Raw genomic sequence first — 13,837 nt, 5'->3', positions numbered from 1 at the left:
GCCCGAGATGGCGAAAGACTCCTTCAATTTTCGCAACCGGGCGGAGACGGGGAAAACTCGCTGCGCTCAGACAGTTCCCCGCCTTTTTTCCGCCCGCTTGCGAAAATTGAAGGCGCCATCAAGGGCAGGAACGTCAACGGCCAAACCGGTGGCTTGCGTGTCCTGTCGGAGTTTCGTTTGTTGCGGTGTGCTGCTTCGCTTCGCTCGCTATCTCAACCTGTTCTTACTGCTTTGCCTCGCGTCTTGCCGCGCATCTACGACTGCGGTTGTGCTTCGATGGTGTGGCCGTACCCTGCCCTAGATGGCGCCTTGAATTTCTGTTGCAGAGAGGAAAAAGGAAGGGAAACTGTTTGAGCGCAGCGAGTTTTTCCCTTCCCCTCTCTGCGACAGAAATTCAAGGGATGGGTCGCCATCTCGGGCGCGCCTTTCTTTGCTTACTTTCTTTGGCAAGACAAAGAAAGTGAGTCAGCCCCGGCAGGGGATGAAACAAGGGATGCACCACCAACAAAAATCCGCCGCCAGGCAAGGCTCCCCACACACGCCACCACAAAACCCAACCCCGAAATCCCTGACAGCCCCAAACCGCGCCACGACTCCAAAACGCTCAAGTCCCACCCGAAAACCCTCAAGCTCCACCGTCCAAGACTCGAACTTCACCCGAAAACCCTCAAGCTCCACCGTCCAAGACTCGAACTTCACCCGAAAACTCTCAAGCTCCACCGTCCAAGGCTTGAATTCCACCCAAAACCCCCGGAGTCCCGCTGTCCAAGGCCCAAGCTCGGCTCTCCAACACCCAAAGCCGAGGGTTTGACCCTCAAGCGCCACGCCTGCACCCCCGCTCACAGCCCTTGGCCCCGCATCCACGCAGCCCCAATCCCCGCCTTTATGCAAAAACCGATGAACATTCCCTGAAACCATTCGTTCCCCGTACAAGACCCGCTCGGTAGTCTTGCTCCTATTCCAAATCCATCAGAGATCAGAAACGGAGCTGCAAGATGATTCGCAAGTTTGTTTTCAACACGCTTGTACGTGCTACGGCGTCTGCCATCGTGGCGGGGGGAACCGTGGGTGCGCATGCGGCAACGACACTGTTGAATGTGTCGTACGACCCGACGCGCGAGCTGTACAAGGAAATCAACACCGAATTCGCCAAGAAGTGGAAGGCCGAAACGGGTGAGGACATCACCCTGCGCGCTTCGCATGGCGGTTCGGGCAAGCAGGCCCGCTCCGTGATCGACGGGCTGGATGCCGATGTGGTGACGCTGGCGCTGGGCTATGACATCGACGCGATCGCCGAGCGCGGCCTGACGGCCAAGGACTGGCAGAAGCGCCTGCCGCACAACGCCTCGCCGTACACGTCGACCATCGTTTTCCTTGTTCGCAAGGGCAACCCGAAGGGCATCAAGGACTGGAATGACCTGGTCAAGCCCGGCATCGCCGTCATCACGCCCAACCCGAAGACCTCCGGCGGTGCGCGCTGGAATTACCTGGCCGCCTGGGCCTACGCCCTGAAGCAGCCGGGCGGTTCGGACGCCACCGCCAAGGACTTCGTGCAGAAGCTCTACAAGAACGTGCCGGTGCTCGATTCGGGCGCGCGCGGTGCGACCACCACCTTTACCGAGCGCGGTATCGGCGATGTGCTGATCGCGTGGGAAGACGAGGCGCTGCTGGCCTCGCGCGTGGAAGGCAAGGACAAGTTTGACGTGGTAGTGCCGTCGATTTCCATCCTGGCCGAGCCGCCCGTGGCGGTGGTGGACAAGGTGGCCGACAAGAAGGGCACGCGCAAGGCCGCGGAGGCGTATCTCAAGTTCCTGTACACGCCGCAAGGGCAGGAGATCGGAGCGAAGAACTTCTATCGCCCGACCGACCCGGCCGTGGCCAAGAAGCACGAGGGCGAATTCCCGAAGGTGAAGCTCGTGACCATCGACGACACGTTCGGCGGCTGGCAAAAGGCGCAGAAGACGCACTTTGCCGATGGCGGGCAGTTTGACCAGCTCTATCAACCGGGCAAGTAACGCCCACACGACGTAACGACATCGGGTGATCCGCATCATGCAAATCCTGACGATTTCCGGCAGCCCTTCGGCGCAATCGCGATCCGCGCGCCTGCTGGGCCACGTGCGTGCGCAGCTCCAACGCGCCGGCGAGCAGGCGGACCACCTGGACCTGCGCAGCCTGCCGGCCGATGCGCTGCTCGGCGCGCAGGTGTCCGACCCCGCCATCGCCGATGCGGTGGCGCGGGTGGAAGCGGCGGGCGTGGTGATTCTTGCCACGCCGGTCTACAAGGCGGCCTACAGCGGGCTGCTCAAGACGTTTCTCGATCTGCTGCCGCAGAGCGGGCTGCGCGACAAGGTCGTGCTGCCGATTGCCACCGGCGGCAGCCTCGCCCACACGCTGGCGATCGACTACGCGCTGCGCCCCGTGCTGACGGCGCTGGCGGCGCGCTCGATCCTGCCGGGCATCTTTGCAGTCGACTCGCAGATCGTTGTGGCGAATGACGGCGTGAGCGTCGACCCATCGCTGCAGCAGCGCCTGGATGACGGCGTGGAGCGCGTGCATCAGGCGCTGGCGCTCGCAAGGCATCCGGCCGTGGCGCAGGTCATCGTTTCAAGCCGCAGCGCGGTGCGTGCCGCAACGCTCGCGCATACGCAGGCCAACACGCACGCCGACATCGAGCGAATGCGATGTCTGGCGTGATGCGCTGACCGCGCCGCCTTACACACAGGCTCACTGCTTTCCCGTTGTTGTCACGTCGCGCAGCCGCTGCGCGCGGATCGTGCCGTCCATACATCCCGCATCGAACGAACTTGCCATGAAAACCCACTCGCCCCTGCGCAGGACTTTGACCATTGCCGCCACGCTGCTCGCCACGCTCGGCGCCCCCGCCGCATTTGCCAACAGCGATGCGCCGCCCCCGACTGCTGCCAAGCAACTGCGCATCGGCTATCAGAAATACGGCACGCTGACGGTGCTCAAAGCACGCGGCACGCTGGAAAAGCGCCTTGCCGTCCAGGGCATCGAAGTGAAGTGGACCGAGTTTCCGGCGGGCCCGCAGTTGCTGGAAGGGCTGAACGTGGGCGCCATCGATTTCGGTACCACGGGTGAAGCGCCAACGATCTTCGCGTTGGCTGCTGGCGCGCACCTCGTCTATGTCGGCAACCAGCCGCCCGCGCCGGGCGGCGAGGCGATCATCGTGCCGAAGACTTCGCCGCTCAAGAGCGTGGCTGATCTCAAAGGCAAGCGCGTCGCCTTCAACAAGGGTTCGAACGTGCATTACCTGCTGGTGAAGCTGCTGGAAAAAGCCAACTTGCCTTACAGCGATATTCAGCCCGTGTACCTCACGCCCGCCGACGCACGTGCCGCCTTCGAGCGCGGCGCCATCGACGCCTGGGTGATCTGGGACCCGTTCTTTGCCGCAGCCGAACAGCAACTGGGCGCGCGCGTGCTGGCCGACGGCACCGGCGTGGTGAACAACTCACAGTATTTCCTGGCATCGAAGGGCTATGCAGGCGCGCGGCCCGATGTGCTGAACATCGTTCTGGATGAACTGAAGAAGACCGACACGTGGGCCGCTGCCAATCCGAGGGACGTGACGAACATCCTCGGCCCGCAGCTCGGCCTGGAGCCGGCCGTGGTGGCACGTTCGGTGTCGCGCATTGCCTATGGCATCCAGCCCGTCGGCGCAGAAGCCCTGGCTGATCAGCAGCGCATTGCCGATACGTTCCACGCACTGAAGCTGATTCCGCGTCCGGTGAAGGTGGCCGACTCTGCGTGGCAGCCGACGACGCAACAAGCTGCGCGCTGATTGCCATGACCATCGACATCCAACGTCGCCGCCTGCTGAGTGCCACCGTGGCAGGCGCATCGCTCGCCACGCTTGGGCCAGTCGCGCATGCTGCCAATGCCGCAACCGCGGCCCCGGCGGCTGCCGGCCTGCCCAAGGTGACGGCGCCCGCGCAACTACGCATCGGGTTCCAGAAGAGCGCGGTCAACCTCGTCATCGTGAAAGAGAACCGGGCGCTGGAGCAGCGCTTTCCGGGCACGAAGATCAGTTGGCTGGAGTTTCCGGCCGGGCCGCAGCAACTCGAAGCGCTATCTGCGGGCAGTCTCGATCTCGCCATCACGGGCGATACGCCGCCGGTGTTCGCGCAGGCTGCCGGCAAGGATTTGCGCTACGTCGGCGTGGAGCCGCCCAAGCCGGACAGCTCGGCCATCCTCGTGCAGCAGGATTCGACGCTCAAGACGCTGGCCGACCTGAAGGGCAAGCGCGTGGCGCTGCAGAAGGGTTCGAGCGCGCATTTCCTGATCGTGCGGGGCCTGCAGAAGGGCGGTCTGAGCTTTGCCGACATCCAGCCCGTGTACCTGACGCCGGCCGATGCGCGTGCCGCCTTCGAGCGCGGCAGCGTCGACGCCTGGGGCATCTGGGATCCGTACTACGCCGCCACGGAACTGGCCATCAAACCGCGCGTGCTGGCCACCGGGCGCACGCTGTCGTCCAACAACTCGTTCTACTTCGCGCCGACGGCCTTTACGGAAAAGCACGGCGACACCATCGCCGCCATCTTTGCGGAGCTGTCGCGCGCCGATCGCCTCGTGCAGGAGAACCGCAAGGAAGCCGCGCAGCGCATTGCAGATTTCTCGGGGCTGTCGCTGGCAACGGTGCATCTGTTCCTGTCGCGCCGGCCGCCTTCGCCCGTGCGGCCGGTCACGCCCGAAGCGGTGGCCGAGCAGCAGCGCGTGGCCGATGCCTTCCACGGGCTGGGGCTGATTCCGCGCCCGGTCAAGCCGATCGAACTGGTCTGGCACCCGACCCCGGCGCAACTGGCCATCGCCCGCGCTTGAGTTGTTGAGTTGATCTGAGAACAACACAGTCCAAGGAGCTGTCATGCAAGTTTTCTGGTTCATCCCGACGCACGGCGACAGCCGCTATCTCGGCACCGCCGAGGGCGCACGCCAGGTCGATCACACCTATCTGCAGCAGGTGGCCGTGGCTGCCGATACGCTCGGCTACGAGGGCGTGCTCATTCCCACCGGCCGCTCGTGCGAAGACCCGTGGATCGTGGCGGCGAGCCTGATTCCGGTCACGAAGCGTCTGCGTTTCCTTGTGGCGGTGCGCCCGGGGCTAATGGCGCCGACGCTGGCGGCGCGCATGGCGGCGACGTACGACCGTTTGTCGAATGGCAGATTGCTGGTGAACCTCGTCACGGGTGGTGACCCGTCGGAGCTGGCAGGCGATGGCCTGTTCCTGGACCACGCGCAACGCTACGAAGCCTCGGAAGAATTCATCCGCATCTGGCGTGAAACGCTGGCGGCCAGCCACGAAGGCGCTGTGTTGGATTACACCGGCAAGCACCTCAGCGTGAAGGGTGCGAAGGTGCTGTATCCGCCGGTGCAGCGGCCGCATCCGCCGGTGTATTTCGGCGGGTCGTCGGAAGCGGCGCACGAACTGGCAGCGGAGCAGGTCGACACGTATCTCACCTGGGGCGAACCGCCTGCCGCCGTGGCCGAAAAGCTGGCCGACGTGCGGGCGCGCGCTGCCAAGCATGGCCGCACCGTGCGCTTCGGTATCCGCCTGCACGTGATCGTGCGCGAGACGGACGATGAAGCATGGGCTGCCGCCGACAAGCTCATCAGCAAGCTCGACGACGACACCGTTGCTCGCGCCCAAGAGGCCTTCCGCAAGATGGATTCGGCCGGCCAGCAACGCATGGCTGCGCTGCATGCCAATGGCGTCAAGCGCACGCGCGCCGATCTGGAAATCAGCCCGAACCTGTGGGCCGGTGTGGGCCTGGTGCGCGGCGGTGCCGGCACGGCGCTGGTGGGCGATCCGCAAACCGTGGCCGCACGCATGCAGGAATACGCCGAGCTGGGCATCGATACGTTCGTGCTCTCCGGCTATCCGCATCTGGAAGAGGCCTACCGTTTTGCCGAACTGGTGTTCCCGCTGTTGCCGCGCTCGGTGCGCGACAAGCTGCCGGGCAACGTGCTGAACGGCCCGTTTGGCGAAGTGATTGCCACCGGCATCGTGCCGCGCGTGGCGGCAAGCTGAGCCCGGGGGACACAGTAATGGCATCCGAATCGAAACCGAAGGCGAACACCTTCCTGCGTACCGTCCAGCAGCGACTGGCGCCGTGGATCGTGCCACTGGTGCTGCTGGTGCTGTGGCAGGCCTCGGCCCAATGGGGCTGGCTGTCGAACCGCATCCTGCCGGCACCACTGGACGTGGCAAAGGCCGCTATTGCGCTGGCACGCTCCGGCGAGCTGTGGACGCATGTGGCCGTGAGCACGTGGCGCGCGCTGCTGGGCTTTGCGATCGGTGGTTCGCTGGGGCTGGCGCTGGGCTTGCTGACCGGCACCTTTCGCACCGCCGAGACCCTGCTCGACACCACGCTGCAGATGGTCCGCAACATCCCGGTGCTCGCGCTGATTCCGCTGGTGATCCTGTGGTTCGGCATCGACGAGTCGGCCAAGCTATTTCTTGTCTCGCTGGGCGTGTTCTTTCCGATCTACCTGAACACGTATCACGGCATCCGCTCGGTCGATCCGGCCCTGGTGGAGATGGCCCGCAGCTACGGCCTGTCGCGTGCGCAGCTGTATCGCGAGGTGATCCTGCCAGGCGCGCTGCCGCAGATCCTGGTGGGCGTGCGCTTCTCGCTCGGCCTGATGTGGGTGACGCTGATCGTGGCGGAGACGGTGTCTGCGCAGGCCGGCATCGGCTACATGACGATGAACGCCCGCGAGTTCCTGCAGACCGACGTGGTGCTGCTGGGCATCCTGCTGTACGCGCTGCTCGGCAAGCTGGCGGATTGGCTGTCGCGTGCGCTGGAGCGCTTCTGGCTGCGCTGGCACCCCGGTTATCAAGCCGCGGCCTGAGGCTGAATTGGAGAGACGCATGCAAAGCAACGCCACTGAACACGCCGCGCTGGCCGGCACCGCATTGCACATCGAGCACGTCGTCAAACGCTATGGCGACCGTGAAGTGCTGCACGGCATCGATCTGGACATCACGCCGGGCGAGTTTGTCGTCATCGTCGGGCGCAGCGGCTGCGGCAAGAGCACGCTGCTGCGGCTGATTGCCGGGCTGGAAGGTATCGACGATGGCCACCTGCGTCGCGACGGCGACGCCGAAGATGGCCTGCACGACGACGCTCGCGTGATGTTCCAGGATGCGCGCCTGCTGCCGTGGAAGAAGGTGCTCGACAACGTCGCGCTCGGCCTGCCGAAAACGCAACGCGCGCAGGCCGCTGAAGTGCTCGCGCAAGTCGGTCTGGCCGAGCGGGCAGGGGAATGGCCCGCGCGCCTGTCGGGCGGGCAGCGCCAGCGTGTGGCATTGGCGCGCGCGCTCGTGCATCGACCGCGCCTGCTGCTGCTGGACGAACCGCTGGGCGCGCTCGACGCGCTCACCCGCATCGACATGCAGAACCTGATCGAAGGCCTGTGGCAACGCCTCGGCTTTACCGCCGTGCTTGTTACGCACGATGTGGCCGAGGCGGTGGCGCTGGCCGACCGCGTGGTGCTGATTGAAGACGGTCGCATTGCGCTGGACGAACGCATTGATCTGCCGCGTCCGCGCCATCGTGGTTCGCCCGCGTTTGCGCGTCTGGAAGAAGCGATCCTCAACCGCGTGATGCAGCGCAAGATCGATCCGAATGAAGTGACCGATGTGCGTTCGCACACGGCGTGGGCATCACCCTTTGACGTGTCGGCCACCGCCGTGCGCTGGGCCGTGTAAGGCGCTGCAAACCTTTCTCCTGAAAACATTCATTGGCACGTAGTGCCGTTGTCACCTAAGAAGGAACATCATGAGCATTCAAGCGATTAACGTACGCAACCAGTTTCGCGGGCAGATCAAGGAGATCATCCGGGGCGACGTGCTCTCGGAGATCGACGTGGAGACCCCGGCCGGCATCGTCACCTCGGTCATCACCACGCGCTCGGTCGACAACCTGGGCCTCAAGATCGGTAGCGAAGTGGTTGCGCTGGTGAAGGCGACTGAAGTCTCGATCGCCAAACTGTAAGGACGGGGAGGAGACGGCGACCCAACAAGGAGCCTCACCCATGAGCCTGATGCACGCCACCGCACTCGCACAATTTCTCGGCACGCTGCCCAGCGCCCCGACGCCGGACCGCCACTTGTGGCGCGACGCCGCCGGCCGCGTGCAGGGCCAGTTCTTCCACTGCGCGCTGACGAGCCTGTTTGAACCGGTCTGGCAGCTTGCCGCCGAAGGCGCGCTCGCACCCGCCGGCCACGAAGCGCTGATGCGCACCTGGACGCGCGACGGAGATCTCGGCCTGAACCCGTGGAAGGTGTTTTCGCTGGCGTCGGATGACGGCACGCTGGTCGAGCTGGACCGCCTGTGCCGGCTGGTGCATACGCTCAACTATTTTTCCCGCACCGATGCGCAGCGGCTCGTTGTGAATGTGCATGGCCGGTTGCTGGCCGCGGTGGCGGCCGACCACGGCAAGGCGTTCCACCGTGCGGTGACGGCGCTGGGGCTGCATCCCGAGCAGTTTGTCATCCAGGTGCCGTCCACGGCCAATGACGATCTGGGGCTGTTGCTGTTCGTGGTGGACAACTACCGGCGCAACGGTTTTGCCGTGGCCGTGCAGGCATCGGACCCGGCGGAAGCGGGCGCGCTGCTCGTGCATGCCAGGCCGGCTTATCTGAAGCTCGATGCGCGGCGTGATTGGCGTACGCGTAACGTGGTGTCGCTGGCCGATTCGGCGCGTGAGCTGGGCGTGACGCTGGCATTGCGGCGTTGCGAACGCCCGAGCGATCTGGAGCTGGCACGGGCGGCCGGTATCGCCTATGTGCAGGGCAGCATCCTGCCCGGCGCGGAACCCGAGCCGGAGGCTGCACCCGCGCCCCTGGTGGTACCGATGGCGCAGGCGCCGCTGGTGCAACAGCAGCAATGCGCGGCCAGCCTTTCTTTGACGCAATGAGCACGACATGGCACGCAGCGCACCCGCAACCGCATCGGACGCATCCGCCTGGCAGTGGCCGGCAGACGCCGTCATCCTGACCGTTCCTGGCTTGCATGGCAGCGGCCCCGGCCACTGGCAGACGCGCTGGGAGCAGCGCTTCCCGGCGTGGCGTCGCGTGGAACAGAACGACTGGTCAACGCCAGATCTGCCGCGCTGGTCTGCCCGTGTGGGCGAAGCGGTGGATGCGGCAGTCGCCGAGCGTCCGCCGACGCGCAGCCGGCGCCCGGTGATCCTGGTGGCACATAGCTTCGGCTGCCTGGCGTCATTGCATTGGGCAGTGCAGGCCAAGGAGGCGGTGGCGGCGGTGCTGCTCGTCGCGCCGGCCGATCCGGACAAGTTCGGCGTGCGGGATCTGTTGCCCGGCCATACGCTGCCATTCCCGGCCACGGTCGTCGCCAGCCGTAACGATCCGTGGATGCCGCAAGGCAGTGCCATCGACTGGGCCGCGCGGTGGGGCACGGAATTCGTCGACGCCGGCGAGGCCGGCCATATCAACGCCGATTCCAACCTCGGCGAATGGGACGCCGGCCTGGACTTGCTCGACCGCCTGATCGGCCGGGCAAGTGCACAGGACACCACCCGCGACGGCGCCGACTGGCAAGCGCAGTGGGATGTCTTACCCAGTACTCCTTATATCTAAAACGATGATGCACATGCGCAAATATTCGTTTTCGTCATAAGAACGGTCCGCCACAATCGGTTCATCTGCATATCGGCCGCAGTGTTTTGCCCTGCGGCCTTTTTTATCGGTGCGCTGATGAGCCTGTCTTCTGCGTTTTCTTTGTCCAGGCGGCCTAAGCCCGCCAATGTGCTGCCCGGCTTCGGGCTGGCGCTGGGCTTCTCGCTCCTGTATCTCGCGCTGATCGTCCTGATCCCGCTGTCGGCAACGGTCCTCAAGACGTTCACCATGACGTGGGATGCGTTCTGGACGACCGTCACCGCGCCGCGTGTGGTGGCGTCGTACAAGCTGACGTTCGGTGCCTCATTGATTGCCGCGGTGATCAACCTCGTGTTCGGGCTGATCGTGGCGTGGGTGCTGGTGCGCTATCGCTTTCCGGGCAAGCGGTTGATCGATGCGCTGGTGGATCTGCCATTTGCGCTGCCGACTGCGGTGGCCGGCATTGCGCTCACCGCGTTGTACGCGCCGAATGGCTGGATCGGCTCGCGGCTGGAACCGCTGGGGTTGAAGGTCGCATTCACGCCGCTGGGCATCGTGGTGGCGCTGACGTTCATCGGCCTGCCGTTTGTCGTGCGCACGGTGCAGCCGGTGCTCGAAGACCTGGAGGCCGAACTGGAAGAGGCGGCTGCCAGCCTGGGCGCCACGCGCTGGCAGACCTTCGTTCGCGTGATTCTGCCGACCTTGCTGCCCGCATTGCTGACCGGTTTTGCGCTGGCGTTTGCGCGTGCCACCGGCGAGTACGGCTCGGTCATCTTCATCGCCGGCAACATGCCGATGGTTTCCGAGATCACGCCGCTGATGATCTATTCCAAGCTGGAGCAATTCGATTACGCAGGCGCCACGGCCATTGCTGTCGTCATGCTCGGTATCTCGTTCACGTTGCTGCTGGTGATCAACTTGCTGCAAGCGTGGACGCGCCGCCGTGGCAATCGCAATGTCGCCATCGAGCGTGCCCCCGAACCCCCGACCGCCCATGCGGCAGCAGGAGCCTGACATGGCCGGTACTGTCTCCCGTCAACTTGGTCAGGCGCCCGCTGTGGGCCGCCGTGGCGCCACCGCAGAATCTGCGTGGGTGCGCGCAACGCTGATCCTCGTTTCGTTCGTGTTCCTGGCGCTGTTCCTGTTCGTGCCGCTGGCCAGCGTGTTTGTCGAGGCGTTCAAGAAGGGCGTCGACGTGTATCTCGAAGCGCTCGTGGAGCCGGATGCGCTCTCGGCAATCGGCCTCACGCTCACGATTGCGGCGATTGCCGTGCCGCTGAACGTGGTGTTTGGCGTGGCGGCGGCGTGGGCAATCGCCAAGTTCGAGTTTCGCGGCAAGAACCTGCTGCTGACGTTGATCGACTTGCCGTTCTCGGTGTCGCCCGTCATTGCCGGGTTGATCTACGTGCTGCTGTTCGGCGCGCAGGGGTGGTTCGGGCCTTACCTGTCCGATCACGATTTCAAGGTCATCTTTGCTGTACCGGGCATTGTGCTCGCGACCGTGTTCGTCACGTTTCCGTTTGTGGCCCGCGAGCTGATTCCGCTCATGCAGGCGCAGGGCAGCGAAGAGGAAGAGGCCGCCATCGTGCTCGGCTCATCGGGCTGGCAGACGTTCTTTCGCGTGACGCTGCCGAACATCAAGTGGGGCCTGTTGTACGGTGTGATCCTCTGCAACGCGCGGGCGATGGGCGAATTTGGCGCAGTGTCGGTGGTGTCGGGTCACATTCGCGGGCTGACGAACACGATGCCGTTGCACGTGGAAATTCTCTACAACGAATACAACTTTGCGGCCGCGTTTGCCGTGGCGTCGCTGCTGACATTGTTGGCGCTTGTGACGCTGGCGCTGAAGACGCTGGTGGAATGGCGCAGCCGCCGGGAGCTGGCTGATGCGGATGCCGGCGTGGGCGAAGGCCCGGGGCAGCGCGTGGCACCAAAGACACCCAATTCGAACTCGCACATCTCCGTGCAATCTCCGCTGGAAGGGAGCGCAGCATGAGCATTCAGGTTCAACACATCACCAAGCGCTTTGGTAACTTCGTGGCCCTCAACGATGTCTCGCTCGACTTCAAGCAGGGCGAACTGACTGCGCTGCTGGGCCCGTCAGGCTGCGGCAAGACCACGCTGCTGCGCATCATCGCGGGGCTGGAGCATGCGGATTCGGGCAGCATCCATCTGAACGGCGAAGACGCATCGGACCAGCATGTGCGCGAGCGCCAGGTCGGCTTCGTATTCCAGCATTACGCGCTGTTCAAGCACATGACGGTGTTCGAGAACGTGGCGTTCGGCCTGCGTGTGAAACCGCGCGCGCAGCGGCCGGGCGAAGCGCAGATCCGCGCGAAGGTGAAGGAACTGCTGGAACTCGTGCAGCTGGATTGGCTGGCCGATCGTTACCCGCCGCAGTTGTCTGGCGGACAGCGCCAGCGGATTGCCCTGGCACGCGCGCTGGCGGTGGAGCCGCGCGTGCTGCTGCTCGACGAGCCTTTCGGCGCGCTCGACGCCAAGGTGCGCAAGGAACTGCGCCGCTGGCTGCGCCGCCTGCATGACGATCTGCATGTCACGAGCCTGTTCGTCACGCACGATCAGGAAGAGGCGCTGGAAGTGGCCGACAACGTGGTGCTGATGAACCGCGGCCAGGTGGAGCAGGTCGGCAGCCCTGATGCGGTCTACAACACGCCGGCCACGCCGTTCGTCTACGGCTTCCTGGGCAACGTGAACCTGTTCCACGGCCGCCTGGAAGAAGGCGAGGGTGGTAGCGTCCTGCATGTGGGCGATTCGGCCATCGCTGTGCCGTCGGGCGGCGTGGATTCGTCGCGCGTCGATCAGGCCGTGGCCTTCGTGCGCCCGCACGAGATCGACCTGGAGCGCTATGCGCCGGGCGCCGAGGGCATTCCCGTGACGCTGCGCCGTGCGCTCACGCTGGGCGCCATCGCACAGCTGGAGCTGGAGCGCGAAGACACTGACGACATCATTGAAGTCTCCCTGCCCATCGAGCGCTTCCGCATCGAGGGCTTCCGTGAAGGCGAAACGCTGGTGGTGCGCCCGCGCGCGATCCGCGTGTTCGCGCAAGGCAATGCACGGCCCGTCGCGCAGGCCGCCGTGTAACACGACGCTCCGACGACAACCCATACGAGAGGACACGAGCCATGAACTTCCAGCAACTGCGTTCCATCCGCGAGGCGGTGCGCCGCCAGTTCAACCTGACCGAAGTTGCCAACGCGCTGTACACGTCGCAGCCCGGTGTGTCGCGCCAGATTCGCGAGCTGGAGGATGAGCTTGGCGTGGAGATTTTCGAGCGCTACGGCAAGCGGCTGACGGGCCTGACCGAGCCGGGCCGCGAGATCGTCCGCATTGTCGAGCGCCTGCTGCTCGAAGCCGAAAACCTGCGCCAGGCCGGCGAGGAGTTCTCCGGCCGACAATCTGGCCGCCTGACCGTGGCGACCACGCACACGCAGGCCCGCTATGCGTTGCCGAAGGTGGTGCAGTCGTTCCGCAAGGAATACCCGCACGTCACGCTGGCGCTGCAGGAGGCATCGCCCTCGCACATCGTCGAGCTGCTGCTGACGGGGCAGGCCGATATCGGTATCGCCACCGAGGCCGTGGCCAACGAGCCGGGGCTGACGTCGTTCGAGGCGTACCGCTGGCGTCACGTGCTGGTAGTCAGCCCCGACCATCCGCTGACGAAGAACCCGCTGCCCACGTTGGAAGACGTGGCGCAGTATCCGCTCATCACGTACGACGCGGGTTTCACGGGCCGCCGCAACATCGACGCGGCATTTGCCGGCGCCGGCCTGCACCCCGAAATCGTGCTGACCGCCATGGACGCCGACGTGATCAAGACCTACGTGGCGCTGGATGTGGGTGTGGGCATCATCGCGTCGATGGCGTATGACGGGCGCAAGGACGACAACCTCGTCTGCATCGGGGCAGATCACTTGTTCGAGCCGAACACCACGCGTGTCGCGGTGCGCCGCGGGGCGTATCTGCGGGGCTACGCGCACGACTTCATCGGCATGTTCGCGCCACACCTCTCCCGCGAGACAGTGGCGGAGGCAGTGGCTTCCACGGTGGTGGCGCAATCCGCGCGGGAGGCACTGGCGGCGTAAACGTCCCGCGGGCGGCGGGCTGCGAACCGTTCATCCGTCCAATCCCGCCGTTCGTCGCATCCGCATGGCGCCTGCCCAGGCGCCATTCCTA

At 65.0% G+C, this 13,837-nt stretch carries 14 protein-coding genes; all 14 read left to right on the top strand.

Going from position 1 to position 13,837, the window contains the following annotated elements; translation table 11 throughout:
* Positions 1 to 995: 995 nt before the first annotated feature.
* The 14 genes from ACTJK6_RS02920 (at position 996) to ACTJK6_RS02855 (ending at position 13,746) form a co-directional block, all read left to right on the top strand.
* On the top strand, positions 996 to 2,015 hold the full coding sequence (locus tag ACTJK6_RS02920) for a sulfate ABC transporter substrate-binding protein (RefSeq protein WP_440838313.1): 1,020 nt from the start codon (positions 996 to 998) through the stop codon (positions 2,013 to 2,015).
* A gap of 37 nt (positions 2,016 to 2,052) precedes the next feature.
* A complete protein-coding gene (gene ssuE, locus ACTJK6_RS02915) occupies positions 2,053 to 2,697 on the top strand; it encodes an NADPH-dependent FMN reductase (protein ID WP_440838312.1) in 645 nt (214 codons plus the stop codon).
* A gap of 115 nt (positions 2,698 to 2,812) precedes the next feature.
* Positions 2,813 to 3,805 (top strand): sulfonate ABC transporter substrate-binding protein, encoded by a 993-nt coding sequence (locus ACTJK6_RS02910; RefSeq protein WP_440838311.1) that lies wholly within the window; start codon positions 2,813 to 2,815, stop codon positions 3,803 to 3,805.
* A gap of 5 nt (positions 3,806 to 3,810) precedes the next feature.
* Positions 3,811 to 4,842 carry an aliphatic sulfonate ABC transporter substrate-binding protein gene (locus ACTJK6_RS02905; protein WP_440838310.1) on the top strand — a complete coding sequence of 344 codons (1,032 nt, stop codon included), beginning with the start codon at positions 3,811 to 3,813 and terminating at the stop codon, positions 4,840 to 4,842.
* Between the two features lie 43 nt (positions 4,843 to 4,885).
* Positions 4,886 to 6,049: an FMNH2-dependent alkanesulfonate monooxygenase gene (ssuD, locus tag ACTJK6_RS02900; RefSeq protein WP_440838309.1), complete on the top strand. Its 1,164-nt coding sequence runs from the start codon at positions 4,886 to 4,888 to the stop codon at positions 6,047 to 6,049.
* A 17-nt stretch (positions 6,050 to 6,066) separates the two neighbouring features.
* Positions 6,067 to 6,873, top strand: a complete 807-nt coding sequence (gene ssuC, locus ACTJK6_RS02895) for an aliphatic sulfonate ABC transporter permease SsuC (RefSeq protein WP_440838308.1) — start codon at positions 6,067 to 6,069, stop codon at positions 6,871 to 6,873.
* A gap of 19 nt (positions 6,874 to 6,892) precedes the next feature.
* Positions 6,893 to 7,732: an ATP-binding cassette domain-containing protein gene (locus ACTJK6_RS02890; protein WP_232042663.1), complete on the top strand. Its 840-nt coding sequence runs from the start codon at positions 6,893 to 6,895 to the stop codon at positions 7,730 to 7,732.
* Between the two features lie 70 nt (positions 7,733 to 7,802).
* Positions 7,803 to 8,018, top strand: coding sequence for a TOBE domain-containing protein (locus tag ACTJK6_RS02885; RefSeq protein ID WP_024975856.1), 216 nt, complete (start codon positions 7,803 to 7,805; stop codon positions 8,016 to 8,018).
* Between the two features lie 40 nt (positions 8,019 to 8,058).
* On the top strand, positions 8,059 to 8,943 hold the full coding sequence (locus ACTJK6_RS02880; protein ID WP_414560567.1) for an EAL domain-containing protein: 885 nt from the start codon (positions 8,059 to 8,061) through the stop codon (positions 8,941 to 8,943).
* 7 nt (positions 8,944 to 8,950) lie between these two features.
* Complete coding sequence (locus ACTJK6_RS02875; RefSeq protein ID WP_440838307.1) at positions 8,951 to 9,625, top strand: RBBP9/YdeN family alpha/beta hydrolase; 675 nt, start codon at positions 8,951 to 8,953, stop codon at positions 9,623 to 9,625.
* A 117-nt stretch (positions 9,626 to 9,742) separates the two neighbouring features.
* On the top strand, positions 9,743 to 10,657 hold the full coding sequence (cysT, locus tag ACTJK6_RS02870; RefSeq protein WP_440838306.1) for a sulfate ABC transporter permease subunit CysT: 915 nt from the start codon (positions 9,743 to 9,745) through the stop codon (positions 10,655 to 10,657).
* Between the two features lies 1 nt (position 10,658).
* On the top strand, positions 10,659 to 11,639 hold the full coding sequence (gene cysW, locus ACTJK6_RS02865; protein WP_440838305.1) for a sulfate ABC transporter permease subunit CysW: 981 nt from the start codon (positions 10,659 to 10,661) through the stop codon (positions 11,637 to 11,639).
* Complete coding sequence (locus ACTJK6_RS02860) at positions 11,636 to 12,745, top strand: sulfate/molybdate ABC transporter ATP-binding protein (RefSeq protein WP_440838304.1); 1,110 nt, start codon at positions 11,636 to 11,638, stop codon at positions 12,743 to 12,745. The genes cysW and ACTJK6_RS02860 overlap by 4 nt, the downstream gene beginning before the upstream one ends.
* 41 nt (positions 12,746 to 12,786) lie before the next feature.
* Complete coding sequence (locus ACTJK6_RS02855; RefSeq protein ID WP_232042669.1) at positions 12,787 to 13,746, top strand: CysB family HTH-type transcriptional regulator; 960 nt, start codon at positions 12,787 to 12,789, stop codon at positions 13,744 to 13,746.
* Positions 13,747 to 13,837: the final 91 nt, after the last annotated feature.

Origin of the sequence: Ralstonia sp. 22086, assembly GCF_052045975.1 — a bacterium.
Lineage (GTDB): Bacteria > Pseudomonadota > Gammaproteobacteria > Burkholderiales > Burkholderiaceae > Ralstonia > Ralstonia wenshanensis.
The sequence above is the reverse complement of the archived record's forward strand: the minus strand, read 5'-3'. Positions and strand labels throughout refer to the sequence as shown.

Coding starts and splice junctions, on each gene's coding strand:
- ssuE (WP_440838312.1), top strand. CDS start 2,053: ATGCAAATCCTGACGATTTCCGGCAGCCCTTCGGCGCAATCGCGATCC.
- ACTJK6_RS02880 (WP_414560567.1), top strand. CDS start 8,059: ATGAGCCTGATGCACGCCACCGCACTCGCACAATTTCTCGGCACGCTG.
- ACTJK6_RS02855 (WP_232042669.1), top strand. CDS start 12,787: ATGAACTTCCAGCAACTGCGTTCCATCCGCGAGGCGGTGCGCCGCCAG.
- ACTJK6_RS02885 (WP_024975856.1), top strand. CDS start 7,803: ATGAGCATTCAAGCGATTAACGTACGCAACCAGTTTCGCGGGCAGATC.
- cysT (WP_440838306.1), top strand. CDS start 9,743: ATGAGCCTGTCTTCTGCGTTTTCTTTGTCCAGGCGGCCTAAGCCCGCC.
- cysW (WP_440838305.1), top strand. CDS start 10,659: ATGGCCGGTACTGTCTCCCGTCAACTTGGTCAGGCGCCCGCTGTGGGC.
- ssuD (WP_440838309.1), top strand. CDS start 4,886: ATGCAAGTTTTCTGGTTCATCCCGACGCACGGCGACAGCCGCTATCTC.
- ACTJK6_RS02875 (WP_440838307.1), top strand. CDS start 8,951: ATGGCACGCAGCGCACCCGCAACCGCATCGGACGCATCCGCCTGGCAG.
- ACTJK6_RS02920 (WP_440838313.1), top strand. CDS start 996: ATGATTCGCAAGTTTGTTTTCAACACGCTTGTACGTGCTACGGCGTCT.
- ACTJK6_RS02905 (WP_440838310.1), top strand. CDS start 3,811: ATGACCATCGACATCCAACGTCGCCGCCTGCTGAGTGCCACCGTGGCA.
- ACTJK6_RS02890 (WP_232042663.1), top strand. CDS start 6,893: ATGCAAAGCAACGCCACTGAACACGCCGCGCTGGCCGGCACCGCATTG.
- ssuC (WP_440838308.1), top strand. CDS start 6,067: ATGGCATCCGAATCGAAACCGAAGGCGAACACCTTCCTGCGTACCGTC.
- ACTJK6_RS02910 (WP_440838311.1), top strand. CDS start 2,813: ATGAAAACCCACTCGCCCCTGCGCAGGACTTTGACCATTGCCGCCACG.
- ACTJK6_RS02860 (WP_440838304.1), top strand. CDS start 11,636: ATGAGCATTCAGGTTCAACACATCACCAAGCGCTTTGGTAACTTCGTG.